The following is a 16,886-nucleotide window of genomic DNA, read 5'->3' as shown; positions in this document are numbered from 1 at the left end:
CTATTTTCCTCCACCTAATACTTCGTTCCATCGATTTGTCCAATTGCCCAGCTCCGAAGTTGCTGTTTCGTAATCTACCCAAGTCAGCTTGCTATAATAATTCTCTCCAACCTTGACCTTCCCCCTAATCTTGTCACCGTATTTCACATCAGAATTCGACATACCATAATAAGATTTTTCCGAGAAAGCTTCCTGAGCTTCTTTTCCACTTAAATAGTTTAATAGTTTGTAAGCCGCTTCTTCATGCTGACTTCCCTTCGTTAAAGCCCAGCTCGCAACTGCTGCAACAGCGCCTTCTTTTGGATAGGAGAAACCAATATTCATTCCTTCTTCTTCAAGTGCAAATGCTCGTCCATCCCAATATGGAACTGCTGCGACGTCACCACGTTCTAACAAGGTTTGAATAGACCCTGGATTATCTGGAAAAGCAGCAACATGCCCTTTTAATTGCGAAAGGCTTTTAAAGGCTTTATCAATATCCTTAGGATTTGATTCTGTCCCCCCTTGAGCATGGACAAGCGCAGAGAAAAATTGTAACCCGGCTGAATAAGTTGGAGATGAAATGGCTACCTTCCCTTTTAGCTGACTGCTCCATAGGTCAGTCCAGCTGTTTGGTTCCTGCTTTACGAGGTCTTTTCTATAAGCAATCCCGAGCTGCCCCATGCTAAAGCCTGCTGCATATTGTTTCCCATCAACAGTGAGCTTCTTCTGAACAGAGCGGTAAAGTTTTTTAACATTCGGTGCTTGATCTTCATCGATAGGTGCAAGAACGTTTGCTGCAATGCCTCTTTGAATCGTATCAGGCTGTAAAATAAGTAGGTCATACGGTGGATTTTTACCATTTGACGCTTTTAATTTTGTAAACCATTCAGAATCCGCACCAGAGACTGTTTGGACTTTAATTCCCGTATCTTTTTCAAACTTTTCGAGGATCGGTTTGATATTCTTTTCCCAATCGCCTCCGTATACGCCAACGATCACAGTCTGCTGCTGTTTACCTTGATCCTGTCCATTCCCACCGCAAGCTGTCAGCAGTAGAATCAATGACAGAACACCTGCAAAAATAGTGATTAATCTTCTTTTCATGATTCATTTCCCCCTTTTTGTCCATCCATATGACGAAGTGCTTGAATAATATCTTTCTTTGTTAACGGCTCATTTCTATGACTGAAATATTGATGAACTGCATGTTTATAATGTGTACGTTCGTTAGCTGGGTAGGAGCGCAGCCGCACAGCAAGCTCGCTGCTGGCTTCATCCGTCCATACTTTCTCATAAGCTTCTCTGTGTTCTCCGACATCCCACATGATATGAGCAGGGTGATTACCCTTTTCACGAAGCTGATTCGTTTGCTCTTCATCAATCTTCCATTCATTTTGGTCTAGATACACTTTAACGCCATATTGCTGTAGCGCTCTTTCTTCACTTAATAAACCTGCTTCTACTTCATGAAGGACTTTTTCTTTCTCTCTTGCAAATGGATTTCCCCATCCGCCTCCACTTGGTGATATCAATTGCACAATATCGCCTTTTTCAAGTCGTAGAACATCTATTTTCGGCTGGTCTTGTTTTTCACCTTTTGCTGTGACCAGTTTGACCTCACCGATAGCTCCCGCTCGGCCGCCCATTAATCCCCAAGGCTGAAACTTCATCCGTTCCATACCTCGTGCGGTCACCATGGATTCAGGCTTGATCATTTCAAATTCCAAACCAATCGCATGTCCACCTCTGTTTTCTCCTGCTCCGCCTGTATTTGGCAAAAGCTCATATCGGTGAACATGAATATCAATATGCTGTTCTAAGCTCTCAATGGGTGTATTTTTCAAAAAGCCAGACGAATGATCAATACCATCTACTCCATCCGTTCCATTTTGAGCACCGCCGCCTCCGCCTAATGGTTCAACAACAGACATTTTCCTGCCACCTGTTTGATTATCAGGAACAGAGAGAACAACAATGGCAGATTGACCTGCACCTGCTGCCGGCACAGCTTCGGGTAACAGCTTACCAATGGCGCCTAGCACAACATTGAACAGCCTCATCGTAATCGAATGCCGAATACCAACAGAAGCCGGGTATTCTGGATGCACTAGCGTCCCTTTAGGTGAAATCACTTCAATCGGAAATGTCATTCCGCCATTAATCGGTATAAAGGGATCTTTACTAATAATGTAATTAATTAATCCTTGATATAGAAAGGAATGCTTCTGACCATTGGTGACAAGGTTAAAAGCTGTTTTCACTTGCGGGTCACACTCAGAAAAATCAAGCGTCAGCCGCTTTCCTTTCACCGTTAACTTGATTTTCAACCGGATCGGCACATCCGAGATCATATCATCATCTAAATAATCAGCGAATTCACTCGTTCCGTCCGGAATGGCTTCAATGACCTTTCCTGCACGAACCTCAGCTTGTTTCAGGAGGTCCATCATTCCTTGTTTCACTTCATTTATTCCAAATTTCCCGATCATTTCTTTTAACCGAATTTCTGCTGTATTTACTGCAGCAATCATTGCATTGATATCCCCATCATTTAAATGACCAGCTCGGCTGTTGGCTCTTAAAAAAGTACGAACAACCTGATTCTCTTTTCCACCTTCATAAATTTTCACTGGCGGTATTCTTAATCCTTCTTGATGAATATCTGTCGCTGTCGGTGAAATACTCGAGGGCACAAGTCCGCCCACATCACTTACATGAACAAAAGACCATGCATAACTGACAATTTCACCATCTACGAAAATCGGCTTAATGATATGGACATCCGGCAGGTGAGTCGCTAAACCATCTGTCGTATAAGGGTCATTTGTGATGATAATATCTCCTGGCTGCATCGGTCCGCTTTCATCAATCGCTTTTTTAAGACTCAGCCCTAAAAAGATCGTGACACCCACTGTCTTCGGATAAACAAAGAAATCTCCAGAAGGCGTGGCTAACGCTGTCGCAAAGTCAGCTGATTCTTTAACGAAAGTCGTAAAAGACGTCCGCTCAATGACATGTCCCATGCCAGATGCAATTGCATTAAAATAACTGCGCATCATCTCAAGCTTTGCTGGATCAGTTCTCATGTAAAGCCGCCTCCCTTGAAATCACCAAGTTCCCTGATTGATCAATGCTGCCTGCCCAATTTGGCAGAATCAATGTTGTCGTATCATCCTGCTCAATGATGGCAGGGCCATTAATGACAGAGCCTACTGACAAAGTATTTCTGTAATAAATAGCTGCTTCATATTCTTTTTCTTCTATAAAAATTCGCCTGAATTCATGTGGCTTCAAAGATTGTCCGCTGCTTTCATGAACAGGTGTGAAAGGGAGCGGAGGCGTCTCGCCTATAACTCGAACTCGTAAATGAGTGAATTCGATGTTCGCCTGATCATCTCTATGACCATATTGACGTTGATGTAGTTTGTGAAAGGCTTCAACGAGTTGATGGATATCTTGTTCTTGCTTCAGCCATTCAGTTGATAATGGTAATTCAATCTCAAAGGCTTGTCCTTGATAACGTGCATCTGCCAATAATAGAATGGATGTCTGTTTAATGTGCTGAATGTTCTGCTGACTGAACCAATCAGTCGCTTTTCGAGAAAGCATCTCAAAATCTTGTTTTAGTTGATCTATCGAGTAGTCTTGTAAGCATATCTTCTTCGACAGCACCGCATCATGAATAAAATCAGCGTTCAGGGCACCTAATGCACATAATGTTCCTGGACTTGGAGGAACGACCACGTTTTTCGCATGAATTTCTCGCGCAAGGAAATTCGCTACAACTGGTCCTGCTCCGCCAAACGCTAGTAAACTAAAATCTCTTGGGTCAAACCCTTGCTGCTCCATGACATTGCTTAATTCTGTGTACATATTGGCGACAGCTACTTGAATCAGCTGGTCAGCCGCTTCTTCTACTTTTTTGTTGAGCTGGTCAGCAATTGGCTGAAAGGCCTTTTCCGCCGCGGACAGCTGTAGTTGTAGATGTCCTCCGGCAAAACGCTCTTGACTGAGATAACCACATATGAGGAACGCGTCAGTTAAAGCGGCTTTTATTCCCTTACCATACGAAGCAGGTCCCGGCTGTGAGCCGACTGATTCTGGTCCTGCTTTGAGAAGCCCGCCCTGATCAATCCATGCAACAGAACCCCCGCCTGCCCCTATTGAATACATCGCAACAGATGGAAGAATGATAGGAAAACCTGAAAGCTGATTTGACTGAGCCATTGTAGGCTGTCCATTTTGAATAATGGAAATATCTGCACTCGTCCCCCCAACATCAAACGTGATGAGATTGGATTCGTTTGCAGAAGCTGCAATTCTTGCCGCACCAATGACACCAGCTGCCGGACCAGAAAAAAGTGTTTTAACAGGTGAAGTTGCTGCACTTTCTGCATCCATTAAACCACCATTTGATTGTGTAATGTATGGAGAAATTGGTACACCTTCTTCTTTCAAACGGCTTTTCAATGTTTGTAAATACTGTTTCACCTTTGGTTGGATGTACAAATTGACAACAGACATCACGGTACGCTCGTATTCTCTCATTTGGGGCCATAATTCAGATGAAGTAAGGACTTCTAATTGCGGATAATGGTGTTTGATATAGGCTTTTGCCTGTAATTCGTGAACTGGATTTTGATAGCTATGTAAAAAAGAAATGACAATACCTGCTAGCTCTTTAGACATGACCTGCTGGACAGCATGATCTAATTGCTGCAGATGGAGAGGTTTTTTGATCGTACCATCGTGTATCAACCTTTCAGAGATTGGATATACGTGCTTTCGTGGTATTAATGGTTCTGGCAAACGAGAATTGAAGTCATAAGGAATGGGTAGTCGTAAACGCTGTAGTGACAATATGTCTTGAAAGCCTTCCGTCACAAAAAGGGCCAAATCTGCTCCTTTTCTCTGCAACAATGTATTAAGACCGATTGTCATGCCATGTACGAGATATTGGATTTTAGATAAATCAACACCTTTGTCTTTTAGAAGTTTTAGCCCATTGATAATTCCCTGAGCTGGGTCGTCAGTCACTGTGGGTGTTTTGAGTTCAGTTAACGCCCCTGTTGCTTCATTCATCAGCGATAAGTCAGTAAATGTTCCGCCTATGTCTATACCAAGCCGATAAGAGACATCCGCCATTTGTACTTCCCTCCTACAATGTAAATAGAATGATATTTTGATAAATTACGACATTTTTTGATATTTGACTCCATATTATTAAAGCATATCGGTCTAGTCAATTTTATTTTTTTAAAATTTCTGTGTGTTAAATTCTTGAAATTAGCCCAAAAAGCAGTGATAAAGCCATTTTGATAAAGCATAATCTTTTTATGAACTGAAAAATTAAAATTTTTATGAATTTTTATAAATGTGAAAAGCAAGAAAACGGATAAAAACCGTTTTTCGAACTTTAAAAGGCGTTTTTTCAAAACCAGGAGAAATTGGTAAGTAATTCTGCTATACTTCTGTTTACAAAATACGCAAACAAGAAAGAGAGCTAGCATCTATGAAACTTCTTAAAATCATTCTCTTGCTTTTACTGATCATCGTTGGTGTAGCAACAGGCTATATTCAGCTGGAGCAAGGTAAACAAGAGACGACGAATTCATCTTATGACAAAACGATTCACTTCCCATCAGATCGTTACCCCGAAACCGCGAAGCACATAGAAGAGGCAATTGATGAAGGCCATTCATCCGTATGTACAATTGACCGTAAACATAGCGATGAACAAAGAGAACAATCACTTCATGGCATCCCAACAAAGCGCGGATATGATCGGGACGAATGGCCGATGGCGATGTGTAAGGAAGGAGGAACAGGAGCTTCAGTCAAATACATTAGTCCTTCAGATAATAGAGGAGCAGGCTCATGGGTCGGTCATCAATTATCAGATGATCCTGACGGCACAAGGATACAATTTATCATCGATTAACGACATGTCCCTTTTCTATCTTAAAAAAATTTCCTCGTAACTGCTTACAGGTATTTCAAACATTTTTTTCATGCCGATAATCCTTAAGGAGGTTTATCCTACCTTATACCTAAAGGAGTCAAAAAGCATGAAGAAAAAGGGAAAACTGAGGCTTGGTGCCAAAATTTTGCTGATCTTTTTAAGTGTCATCATCATCTTCTCAGCAATTGTTGGTTATGTGGTGAATCGTGAAATGACAGAAAACATCAAGCACATGGCCACTGAAAAAGCAAAAGGTGATTTAAAGCTAGGCTATGCCTACCTAGATGAAAAAGTAGCAGGCTCGTGGCAGATAAAAGATGGAAAGCTTTACAAAGGGAATACCCAAATCAATGATCATGATACATTGGTCGACCATTTAGCAGAATACACCGATGATACCATCACAATATTCCAAGGAAATACTCGTGTTTCAACGAATGTCATGTTAAACGGAAAACGAGCTGTCGGTACACAAGTTTCACCAGAGGTGAAGGCCACTGTATTAGATAAAGGTGAAAACTATTACGGCACAGCAAATGTTGCCGGGAAAGACTACCAAACGGCTTATATGCCAATCAAAAATGATGCAGGTGAAACGATCGGTATTTTTTATACGGGCGCCAACCAAAGCATGATTTCACAAATGCTTCAGTCATTCTACATTCAATTTTTCATTGTTCTGTTGTTAAGCTTAATCGTTGCGGTAATCATTATTTCTATTTTCACAAAGCGGATTCAAACCCGTCTCAAGCGCATGGCTTCTGCCATTAAGAGTGCAGGTGAAGGAAATTTAACTATCAATGTGACAGATACAGCAGGCGACGAACTGTCTGATTTGGCTGATCATTTCAATAAGATGCGGGAAAAATTAAATCACACCATTCTTAATGTGATGAACACATCTGAATTAGTGGCAACCTCATCTGAACAGCTGTCAGCTAGTGCAGAAGAAACAAGTGCAGCATCCGAAAAAATCACCCATAGTATTCAAGAAGTCGCTCATTCATCAGAAGAACAGTCAACTCAAATGACAACAAGTGTACACACGATGATTCAAGTATCTAACGAGTTGGCAAACATCACGGAAAATGCAGGGCAAATGGCTTCAAGAAGTCAATTTGCACAAGAAATGGCCCTAAAAGGTGTGGAAAATATTAGGGAAGTAAACTCACAAATGACATCTATTGCAAAATCAATAGAGGAAAATGGGACAGCCATTCAAGCATTAGAAACACGTTCGGCTGAAATTGATCATATTTCCCATGTTATTACAGACATCGCTAACCAAACCAACCTGCTTGCTCTTAACGCAGCAATTGAAGCAGCACGAGCAGGCGAGCATGGGAAAGGATTTGCAGTTGTCGCAGACGAAGTGAGAAATCTCGCTGAAGAATCTCAAGCCTCATCAAATATGATTTCCCATCTCATTTCTGAAATCCAAAAAGAGATGACTCATTCAACAAATGCGATCAAACGAGTAAGAGAGGAAGCGGCTCAAGGGTCTGTACTTATTTCTCATACAGAAGAATCATTTATTGATATTCAACAGTCAATGAGAGAAATGGCAGATGGCATCAAGCATTTATCTAGTGCATCACAAAAAATCGCAGCTTATACAAACGATGCGAAACAATCCTTTGCCACTATTACAGAAGTGGTTAAACTAACGAGTGAACATTCACAGCAAGTAGCTGGCTTAACAGAAGAACAATTTGCCGCAATGGAAGAAGTAACTGCTTCATCAGAAGTTCTTGCTCATTTAGCAGGAGATTTAAAAGCAATGGTTACACAATTTCACATCTAGATTCCTCATATAGAAGCGCAAGACGGCGACAATCGTCTTGCTGCCTAACATTCTCTTCAAGATTCACTCTTTCAACCATTCACATTCCAACGAAAATCTATGTATAAAGGGGTTTTTTAAATGAATAACTTAAACCAAGCCTATTCCCTATCTATCTCCTATCATCAAATCACCGTATACAGCGGAAGCAAAACACCACCTGTGATTGACTGGTCAGATGATGACATTCTTCAAGGATTCGCCATGGGAGATCACGGTGTATCCTTTGAAGGGGTCAACAACGGAAAAGCATCTGTTACTGTAACTTTAAATAGCGATATGCCCCCAGCCTCGGCTGACAGAACAGTCACAGTACCTTTTACGCATGCAAGCGATCAAGTTTATATCACAAGCGTCATGGCTCAGGTGCTGTCTTTCCCTATTCCAAAGGGAGACTATCAGCTCACCTGCTATACTTCACAGCAGCCTGATCAAGACCTTTATCATATCAATTTCCAAACTGTGTAGATCACGACTGATCGTACAAAGCAAGCCACTTTTCCGCAAAGTCTACCGATTCTTTCATCGGTAATAAATATGAACTGGCAAGCCCGATTTGTCCGTGATGATGAGTGCCTCCTGATTGCAGAAAGTCACGGCCGATCTGCTCAAATAGTTCTTCTCTTGTGATAATATCCTGGTACTCTTTCCATACTCTCCATCCATTTTCTAAGATGGGAGCTCCTCTTGTCATGAGGTCTTGCTGAGGGATGCGATATTCAGCCAGATGGAAAGCTGTCAGACTTTCAAAAGACGTACCAATCAGTAGCACCTGAGCCTGAAGCTCATACATGCGGGCTAGAGGCGAATGTTCTCCTAATCCAAAAGAAAGTGCGTGGTGTTTCAGAAGCTCATGTTTCTTCTTCCCCCAAGCCGTGAATGAAAAATGAGGGTGATTGCTTCTCGCCACGCCTGGGTATTTCCAAAACGTTTCTACTACCTTTCCCATTGCTGTTGGCATCGAGTAAGCTAGATCAAATGCAGGCATCGTGTCTTTGATCGATTTCCACCATGAAAAAGGAACAGGCGGATCGATCCAATCAGCGGGATCAGAAAGCTCTAACGTTTGTGCCGGCATGATCAGTGTCCCCTCTTCTGTTAAGGTTTCCATCAATGCTTGTATGAGGGCAACAGCGCCACCGTTTACCCAGCCGATAGATGATAAAGATGAGTGAACACATAAAATCATGCCTTTTTTCACACCAAGTTGAACCAAGTCTGCTTTGATTTTTTCCTTTGTCACCGGTTCAGCTTGATTTTCGATTAATTTTTTCATCGTTTCCTTATCCTCCTGCGTCTCTTCTTTTACTGATGAATGAGACGCTTAACCGCAATAGACAGTTTATAATTTGCGTAATTTGTCAGCTCCGTTAAAAACAGATCCAGTTCATCATGACTGGAGAAATGGCCTTCAGCCATATAACAGCCCTCACCACTTATTTTAAATAAATTCTTGATCTCTTCCTGTTGGTCGAGAAATGACAGAAGTGGTTCGTGATGATGACTTCGGGTATAGAGCTGCATAAATGTTTGGATGGTCTTTTGCGTCCGCCAGTCAATCGAAATGGTATATGCTTCAATCACACCCTCTTCTTCAAGCTTTAACACTCGATTTGCAACAGCTTGGCCCGTTAAATGAACTTTTTCACCTAGCGCTTTCATGGTTAATCGACTGTTTTTTGAGAGCTCTTTTAAAATATCCATATCGGTTTGGTCTAACATTGGCTCACCTCTTTCAAATATCAAGTCCCTCTGATGAAAGACTTTCATTACCCTCTGTCACATGGAACTCTTTTAATATACTGTAAACTTAATCAGAAAAAAAGGAGGCCTTTTCATGAAAATCACGCTCATTCGGAATGCTACTTTATACCTTGAATATGGGCAGGCAACTTTCTTCATTGATCCCTTTTTAGCAGCAAAAGGAACATATCCACCGTTTCCTCATACAGCCAATCAACATTTGAACAATCCGATTGTTGATCTGCCTGTAAACATTGACTTAGACAACTTGCTACACCCAGATGCTGTCTTACTCACTCATTTGCACGTGGATCACTTTGATGACGAGGCGAAACAAAAATTAGCCCAAAACCAGCCCATTTATACGCAATCGGAGAATGATAAAAAAGACGTTGAAGAAGCCGGTTTCGAGCATGTCATTTGCATTGAAGATGAAATAGACATTTGGGGTGTTCATGTTCAGCGGACAGGTGGACAGCATGGGACAGGAGAAACAGCGAAGCGGATGGGACAAGTCAGCGGTTTTGTTTTCTCTCACCCTGATGAACCTATCCTTTACATTGCAGGTGATACCATTTGGTGTGATGAGCCGAAGGAGGTTGTCAATACTCGCAAGCCTGATGTCATTGTGGTCAATAGCGGAGCTGCTCAATTTTTAGAAGGCGATCCGATTACGATGACGAAGGAAGACATTTTAGAGGTTCACCATTCTCACCCAGCAGCACAAATTGTCGCTTGTCACCTTGAGGCAGTGAATCACTGCTTGCTAACAAGAGCTTCTTTACAAGCTTACATTCAGGAGCATCAAGCAGAACAAGCCATTTTTGTCCCTCAAGATGGTGAAAGTCTCACCTTCTGAAAAGAATCTCAAACAATAAAAAACCGGCACCTCGCTGCCGGTTTCATCCTTATGGTCGATGGTGCTGTGGTTTTTTCAACAATGGCACAAATCCGTTGTTTTTCAAATGATTGTAATGCTCATCCATTCGCTTCGTAATATGTGTACCTTGTTCCTTTGTTAACACACCATATTGGACATATTTCTCAATCACTTCTTTTCGCTTAGAAAGAATTTGCTGCTCAAGCGTTTCAATTTGTTTTTGTTGTTCTGTCGTTAGTTTTACTTGATGCGTTACTGGACGCTTTTCCATTTGGGGTGTTTCTCCATGAGCTGTTTCCATATAAAAACCAGACAACAGCATCATCGATAATATGATCAAGCCACTTATTTTTTTCATCATTTTCTTCCCTCCTTTATACGCATTTATTTTGTACGCACTTTCCTTTTTTATACATTATTTCATCGCGCAAATTGCACATAATATTCTTACTTTTTCACTTTTCTTCTGAAAACGTTGTCCTAACAGAAAAAGCATGCTATGTTTTGTTTTGTATAAAAAATAGAGGAGGATTCTTAAATGAGTCGTTTTTATCATAGAAAATCGATCTGGGTAATGCTTGTTGTGTCTGCTTTCATACTTGTCTTGTCTGCTTGCAGTCAATCAGGCTCTTCACAGTCTAAAGATTCAAAGTGGGATGAGATTCAAAAGAAAGGGAAAATCGTGGTTGCTACTTCAGGCACCCTTTATCCAACGTCATACCATGATACAGCTAATGGCAAGGATCAATTGACTGGTTATGAAGTGGAAGTGGTCAAAGAAGCATTTAAACGCCTTGATGTGAAAGTAGAATTTAAAGAAATGGGCTATGATGGCATGCTGAGTGCCATTAATTCTGGTCAAGTGGATGCCGCTGCAAATGACATTGACATCACAGATGACAGAAAAGATAAGTTCGCCTTTTCAACTCCTTATAAATATTCTTATGGCACGGCGATCGTAAGAAAAGATGATTTGTCTGGCATTAAAACGTTAAAAGATTTAAAAGGAAAGAAAGCAGCTGGTGCTGCCACAACGATTTATATGGATGTCGCTCGCAAGTACGGCGCGAAGGAAGTTATTTATGATAATGCGACAAATGAGCAATACTTAAAGGATGTCGCTAACGGTCGTACTGATGTCATTCTCAATGATTATTACTTGCAGACACTAGCTCTAGCTGCATTCCCGAAATTAAATATTACGATTCACCCTGACTTAAAATACATGCCAAACGAACAAGGTTTTGTGATGAAGAAAGACAACACAGAGCTTCAAAAAGAATTAAATCGTGTCTTAAAAGAAATGAAAAAAGACGGAACCATGAAAAAGATTTCCGAAAAATTCTTTAATCATGCAGACGTTTCAAAGAAAATAGATGCTGATGTCGAAGATGTCGACATTTCGAAATAAGGAGCCGCAAGCGTGGGAGATATTCATTTAGAATATATATTTAATCCTGCACTGGCAAAGGCGTCATTTCCCTTTGTCATGAAAGGCATCTGGCTGACGCTGCTCATTTCCTTTGTGAGCATGTTTTTTGGTACCATTCTTGGCTTTTTTATTGCGCTTGCCAGAATGGCGAATACGTGGATGCTTCGGCTGCCTGCAAGGCTGTATATCTCATTCATGCGTGGCGTGCCCATTCTGGTGATTTTGTTTATTCTTTATTTTGGATTCCCTTATATCGGGATTGAGTTTACAGCGGTCACTGCTGCCATTATTGGATTCAGCTTCAATAGCGCTGCCTATATTGCAGAAATCAATCGGGCGGCTCTCTCCTCTGTGCCGGGCGGACAGGTAGAAGCTGCCAAGTCACTAGGTCTGAGCTATTGGCAAACGATGCGCGGTGTCATTTTGCCTCAATCCGTCCGCATCGCTCTGCCGCCACTAGCCAATGTCATGCTCGATTTAATCAAAGCCTCCTCACTGGCTGCAATGATTACTGTACCCGAGCTGTTCCAGCAAGCAAAAATCGTAGGTGGGCGCGAATTCGATTATATGACCATGTATATTTTGGTCGCCCTCATTTACTGGGGCATTTGCAGCGTAGTCTCATTGCTTCAGGACTTTTTAGAAAAACGCTATGCAAAATATCTGTAACAAAAAAGAGCAGATCCAAGCGACCTGCTCTTTTTTATATTCAGCTTTAATGTATGAACCATAACCACGCATATAACCCCAATAAAGTAAGGACCAAGGTCGGGATGGTGAGGATGATTCCAGCTTTCATGTATGCACCCCAAGAGATATGGACGCCTTTTTTCTTAAGAACATGAAGCCATAGCAATGTCGCCAATGAGCCGATAGGGGTCATTTTCGGGCCAAGGTTAGAGCCGATGACGTTGGCATAAATTAGTCCGTCTCTCATGACGCCTGCTGTATCTGTATGACCGATCGCAATCGCATCAATTAACACAGTAGGCAGATTGTTCATGACTGAGGACAGCACTGCGGCGAGCACACCCATAAACATCGTTCCCGCAAGCAAGCCATGCGATGCTCCTTGTTCGATCCATGCCGCCAATATTTCTGTGAGACCGACATTCTTCAGTCCATATACAACGACATACATGCCGATTGAGAAAAAGACAATGGACCATGGTGCTTCTTTTATGACGCGTTTTGTTGCCACTTGCGGACTTCTTCTGGCCAGCCACAAGAAAACAAGGGCAATACCGCCCACAATGATGGAGACCGGAACCCCAATGAGTTCCCCTGCAAAATAACCGACAAGCAGACAACCAAGCACATACCAAGACAAGCGGAACATGCGGATATCCCGGATCGCTGAAGCCGGTTCCTTCGCTTGTGACAGATCGTATGTTTTTGGGATGAGCTTTCGGTAAAACACATAAAGCACTAGCATGCTCGCTCCAAGCGACACAAGGTTTGGCACGAACATGTTTGCTGTATATTCTAGAAACCCAATATGAAAATAGTCGGCTGATACGATATTGACCAAGTTACTAATGACAAATGGCAAGGAGGTTGTATCTGCAATAAAGCCGCTCGCCATCACAAAAGGCAGGATCATCCGCTCATCCAGCTTTAACGCTCTCACTACAGACAAGACGATCGGGGTCAAAATCAGTGCTGCTCCATCATTCGCAAAAAAAGCAGCCACGACAGCCCCAAGCAATGTTAAATAAATAAACATGCGGACACCGTCCCCTTTTGCGGCTTTTGCCATATGCAGTGCAGCCCATTCGAAAAAACCGATTTCATCTAAAATTAACGAAATAATAATGATGCCAATAAACGCAAATGTTGCGTTCCATACTATTTGCGTCACTTCCCACACATCGCCGAGATGAACGACACCAAAGGCAAGTGCAAGAATGGCGCCTCCACACGCTGACCATCCAATGGTTAAACGTCCTGGCTGCCAAATGACAAGGACGAGGGTCAGGATGAAAATCAAAATGGCCAAGGTGACTGCTCCCAAAGGTGGTCCTCCTTTCACTCTCTCATAAAATCCTTATCTATCATACAACGTAGTGCAGCCGTTGTATGCCATTTTTCACATGAAAACCCGCAGGTGATCACGGGCACCTGCGGATTCGATGACTATTGATCTTTTTTCATCAGCATTAATTCAATAAATAACTCACATCGCTGACTGAAGTGACTTAAATCGATTGAGGTCATCTCAAAGATTTGTTTCATTCGATAGTTTAATGTATTTTGATGAATAAACAACTGCTCTGCGGCTGGCTTTAGCTTGCAGTTATTCAACAAGTAGACTTCAAGCGTTTTTAAAAATGAGGTTTGGCTCTCACGGTCTTTTTCCTTCAAACGTAACAAATCTGGATTGAAATCATTTTTCTTTTTTTGATGGCTGTAAATCGAGTCTAAGAATCGGAAAACCCCCAGATTCTCGTAATCATATGGAATCAGCTCTTGTCCCCCCACAATTTTCACAGCCTTCACGACCTCTATCGCTTCAAATCGACTTGTGCTCATTTTCATGACATCTCGATACTCTCTCCCCATCCCAATATACAATGGAGAAGGATGGGCATGCGCTTTCGATTGCAGGTGAGCGATGACGTCAGCCGCAGTGGCTTTCGGTGAATGCCGGTCTGACAAGCTGCCCAATATCACAACAATGTCGGCTTGAACGGAGTATACGTGATTCACCTTATCTTCTAACTGCAAATACGTTCGAATGACATCCTTTACATCTTCTGCCGTCTCACTTTTGTTATCGGCAGCGTGTACGACCATGACAGTAAATACCGCTGGCAGCGGGATGCTTAAATTCTCAGCCTCCCACTTCAGTTCTTCTTCTGTATAAAAATGATCATCCATGACCTTTTTGAAAAATTCTTCAATCTTGCCTTCCTTTTTCTCCAGCTGTTTTTTATTCTTATAAATCACTTTTCCCACTTGAAAGGAAGCTTCATGCAAAAATTGCAGCTCCTCCTGCGTGAGAGAATCCTCAATGTCCTGCACCCAAATAAAGCCCACAACCTCTTGTTTGTGCTTGGCACTCACAGCCACCCGCCGATTAAACCCGAGCTCGTCATGACCGCTCACATAAAAAGGCTTTGACTCCTTGTGAAGCCGCTCGATAACCCCTGTTTTCTTTAACCAATCGACTACAGACCCCGGACATTCCTTTGAGAAAATCGTTTGCTGATTGACTGGGTCAAACTGCTGAATGCTGTAAGAATTATAAGCAAGGAGCTGACACTCTGTGCTTTCTAAAATCACTGGTTTTTTTAAATACCCGCTAATAAATGCAATTAACTTATCGACATCAAAAAATGTATGAAGCTTTTCTAATATCTCTTCCATCCCGATTGCTCCCTGATTAAGTAATACATTTATCATACTTCTTTCCGGACAGATTTGCATAGAAACAAGTCGTAGACAAGCAAAAAAAGCATGAACCCGTGTGCACAGGTTCATGCTTTTCCAACTTAAAACATTTCACTAATCGTTTTTGCCTGCATGTGTAGAGCTAGGTAATCTGGACCGCCTGCTTTTGAATCGGTTCCTGACATTTTGAATCCGCCGAATGGGTGGTATCCCACGATGGCTCCTGTGCAGTTACGGTTAAAGTAGAGGTTCCCTACATGGAACTCCTGCTTCGCACGGTTGATATGATCACGATTATTGGTAATGACAGCACCTGTCAAACCATATTCCGTGTTGTTGGCTACTTCAAGTGCCTCATCAAAGCTAGACACTTTCGAGAAGGCCAAGACAGGTCCAAAGATTTCTTCTTGCATCAAGCGAGATGTTGGCTCAAGATCTGCAAAAATGGTTGGGTGAATGAAGTATCCTTCCGAATCATCACTCGTTCCGCCAGTCACTAAGCGGCCTTCCTGTTTGCCCACCTCGATATAATCCGTGATCTTGTCAAAGGACGCTTGATCAATGACAGGTCCCATGTAGACATCCGCAGAAAGAGGGTTCGCTGTTGTTTTCGTTTCTGTGATTTCCTTCACTCGCTCGATCACTTGGTCATACAGCTTCTCGTGGACGACAGCCCGAGATCCAGCTGAACATTTCTGACCTGAAAAACCGAAGGCTGATGTGAAAATGGCATTAGCCGCTAATTCGACGTCTGCATCCTCATCTACAACCACTGTATCCTTACCGCCCATTTCAGCAATGACACGCTTTAAATGCTGCTGACCTGGCTGTACTTTTGCCGCGCGTTCAAAGATACGTGTCCCTACTTCTCTTGAGCCAGTGAATGTAATCAGGCTTGTTTTCGGGTGATCGACTAAATAATCTCCAACTTCAGCTCCGCTTCCTGGTACAAAGTTCACCACACCCTTTGGAAGACCTGCTTGCTCAAGCTCTTCCACAAAACGTGCCGCAATCACAGGGGTTGCACTTGCAGGTTTTAAGACAACTGTGTTCCCTGTAACGATTGGTGCTACTGTAGTTCCTGCCATAATGGCAAACAAGAAGTTCCACGGCGGAATGACGAGCGTCACGCCAGTTGGTGTGTATACGTATTGATTGTGTTCCCCTTCGCGGCTGTTCACTGGCTTGCCTTTCGCCAGCTCCAGCATTTGACGAGCATAATATTCAAGGAAGTCGATCGCTTCTGCTGTATCTGCGTCCGCTTCATTCCAAGGCTTCCCTGCTTCTTTGACAAGAAGGGCTGAATACTCATGCTTTTTACGGCGAATGCTTGCCGCAGCACGGAAGATGACGCTGGCTCTTTCTTCTGGAGACGTATAGCGCCAAGTTTCAAATGCTTTCGCCGCAGCCTCAACCGCTTGTTCTGCCTCTTCTTTTCCGGCCTTTGATACGGTTCCAACGACTTCATCCTTTTTCGCTGGATTGATCGAGACAATTTGGTCTTTCGTTTCGATTCTTTCTCCATTAATCACGAGCGGATAGGTTTGACCTAGTGATTCTGTTACCTTTGCTAATGCTTGTTCAAACGCTTTGCGGTTTTCTTCCTGGCTAAAATCCGTGAATGGTTCATGTTTGTAAGGTGTTGTCATCT

General features: G+C 42.5%; 15 protein-coding genes. 6 read left to right on the top strand and 9 right to left on the bottom strand.

All coding sequences use genetic code 11. The annotated features are described in order from the left end of the window. Genes ACQYAC_RS15105 through ACQYAC_RS15095 form a run of 3 tightly spaced genes read right to left on the bottom strand, consistent with a single transcriptional unit; the run spans position 1 to position 5,127 of the window. Complete coding sequence (locus ACQYAC_RS15105; RefSeq protein ID WP_144463106.1) at positions 1-1,086, bottom strand: ABC transporter substrate-binding protein; 1,086 nt, start codon at positions 1,084-1,086, stop codon at positions 1-3. Further along, positions 1,083-3,068 carry a hydantoinase B/oxoprolinase family protein gene (locus ACQYAC_RS15100; protein ID WP_429943582.1) on the bottom strand — a complete coding sequence of 662 codons (1,986 nt, stop codon included), beginning with the start codon at positions 3,066-3,068 and terminating at the stop codon, positions 1,083-1,085. Before ACQYAC_RS15100 ends, ACQYAC_RS15105 begins: the two co-directional genes overlap by 4 nt. Then, complete coding sequence (locus tag ACQYAC_RS15095) at positions 3,058-5,127, bottom strand: hydantoinase/oxoprolinase family protein (RefSeq protein ID WP_429943581.1); 2,070 nt, start codon at positions 5,125-5,127, stop codon at positions 3,058-3,060. The genes ACQYAC_RS15100 and ACQYAC_RS15095 overlap by 11 nt, the downstream gene beginning before the upstream one ends. A 367-nt stretch (positions 5,128-5,494) precedes the next feature. On the opposite strand from ACQYAC_RS15095, the gene ACQYAC_RS15090 reads away from it, so the two are divergent. The 3 genes from ACQYAC_RS15090 to ACQYAC_RS15080 all read left to right on the top strand — a co-directional run bounded on the left by ACQYAC_RS15090 (position 5,495) and on the right by ACQYAC_RS15080 (position 8,255). Continuing rightward, entirely contained in the window at positions 5,495-5,923 is a 429-nt protein-coding gene (locus ACQYAC_RS15090) for a NucA/NucB deoxyribonuclease domain-containing protein (protein WP_169057407.1), read from the top strand. Between the two features lie 127 nt (positions 5,924-6,050). Further along, positions 6,051-7,748, top strand: coding sequence for a methyl-accepting chemotaxis protein (locus ACQYAC_RS15085; RefSeq protein ID WP_429943580.1), 1,698 nt, complete (start codon positions 6,051-6,053; stop codon positions 7,746-7,748). Between the two features lie 120 nt (positions 7,749-7,868). After that, positions 7,869-8,255 (top strand): competence protein ComJ, encoded by a 387-nt coding sequence (locus ACQYAC_RS15080; protein ID WP_429943579.1) that lies wholly within the window; start codon positions 7,869-7,871, stop codon positions 8,253-8,255. Between the two features lies 1 nt (position 8,256). Here ACQYAC_RS15080 and ACQYAC_RS15075 read toward each other — a convergent pair whose 3' ends face one another. Both ACQYAC_RS15075 and ACQYAC_RS15070 read right to left on the bottom strand, forming a co-directional pair. Further along, positions 8,257-9,063 (bottom strand): aminoglycoside N(3)-acetyltransferase, encoded by an 807-nt coding sequence (locus tag ACQYAC_RS15075; protein WP_429943578.1) that lies wholly within the window; start codon positions 9,061-9,063, stop codon positions 8,257-8,259. A 29-nt stretch (positions 9,064-9,092) separates the two neighbouring features. Continuing rightward, positions 9,093-9,509: an Lrp/AsnC family transcriptional regulator gene (locus ACQYAC_RS15070; protein WP_034664465.1), complete on the bottom strand. Its 417-nt coding sequence runs from the start codon at positions 9,507-9,509 to the stop codon at positions 9,093-9,095. Positions 9,510-9,624: 115 nt separating this feature from the next. Here ACQYAC_RS15070 and ACQYAC_RS15065 point away from each other — a divergent pair, with 115 nt between their 5' ends. Further along, on the top strand, positions 9,625-10,389 hold the full coding sequence (locus tag ACQYAC_RS15065) for an MBL fold metallo-hydrolase (RefSeq protein WP_429943577.1): 765 nt from the start codon (positions 9,625-9,627) through the stop codon (positions 10,387-10,389). Positions 10,390-10,438: 49 nt separating this feature from the next. On the opposite strand, the gene ACQYAC_RS15060 is transcribed toward ACQYAC_RS15065, so the two are convergent. Further along, entirely contained in the window at positions 10,439-10,768 is a 330-nt protein-coding gene (locus ACQYAC_RS15060) for a YckD family protein (RefSeq protein WP_058015304.1), read from the bottom strand. A gap of 180 nt (positions 10,769-10,948) precedes the next feature. Between ACQYAC_RS15060 and ACQYAC_RS15055 the strand changes: the two genes are divergently transcribed. Together ACQYAC_RS15055 and ACQYAC_RS15050 are read left to right on the top strand one after the other, a co-directional pair. Further along, positions 10,949-11,821: a transporter substrate-binding domain-containing protein gene (locus ACQYAC_RS15055; RefSeq protein WP_058015282.1), complete on the top strand. Its 873-nt coding sequence runs from the start codon at positions 10,949-10,951 to the stop codon at positions 11,819-11,821. A 12-nt stretch (positions 11,822-11,833) separates the two neighbouring features. Then, complete coding sequence (locus ACQYAC_RS15050; protein WP_144463120.1) at positions 11,834-12,511, top strand: amino acid ABC transporter permease; 678 nt, start codon at positions 11,834-11,836, stop codon at positions 12,509-12,511. A 46-nt stretch (positions 12,512-12,557) separates the two neighbouring features. Here the strand turns inward: ACQYAC_RS15050 and ACQYAC_RS15045 are convergent, their stop codons facing one another. From ACQYAC_RS15045 to pruA, 3 genes are all read right to left on the bottom strand, one after another. Next, positions 12,558-13,856 carry an arsenic transporter gene (locus tag ACQYAC_RS15045; RefSeq protein WP_429943576.1) on the bottom strand — a complete coding sequence of 433 codons (1,299 nt, stop codon included), beginning with the start codon at positions 13,854-13,856 and terminating at the stop codon, positions 12,558-12,560. Between the two features lie 122 nt (positions 13,857-13,978). After that, positions 13,979-15,211, bottom strand: a complete 1,233-nt coding sequence (locus tag ACQYAC_RS15040) for a PucR family transcriptional regulator (protein ID WP_058015279.1) — start codon at positions 15,209-15,211, stop codon at positions 13,979-13,981. A 125-nt stretch (positions 15,212-15,336) separates the two neighbouring features. Beyond that, positions 15,337-16,884, bottom strand: a complete 1,548-nt coding sequence (pruA, locus tag ACQYAC_RS15035) for an L-glutamate gamma-semialdehyde dehydrogenase (protein WP_429943575.1) — start codon at positions 16,882-16,884, stop codon at positions 15,337-15,339. Positions 16,885-16,886 lie beyond the last annotated feature (2 nt).

This window comes from Bacillus sp. MM09(2025), assembly GCF_050496725.1.
GTDB lineage: Bacteria > Bacillota > Bacilli > Bacillales > Bacillaceae > Bacillus > Bacillus pumilus.
Note: the sequence above shows the minus strand (reverse complement) of the source record. Positions and strands in the feature narration are given on the sequence as shown.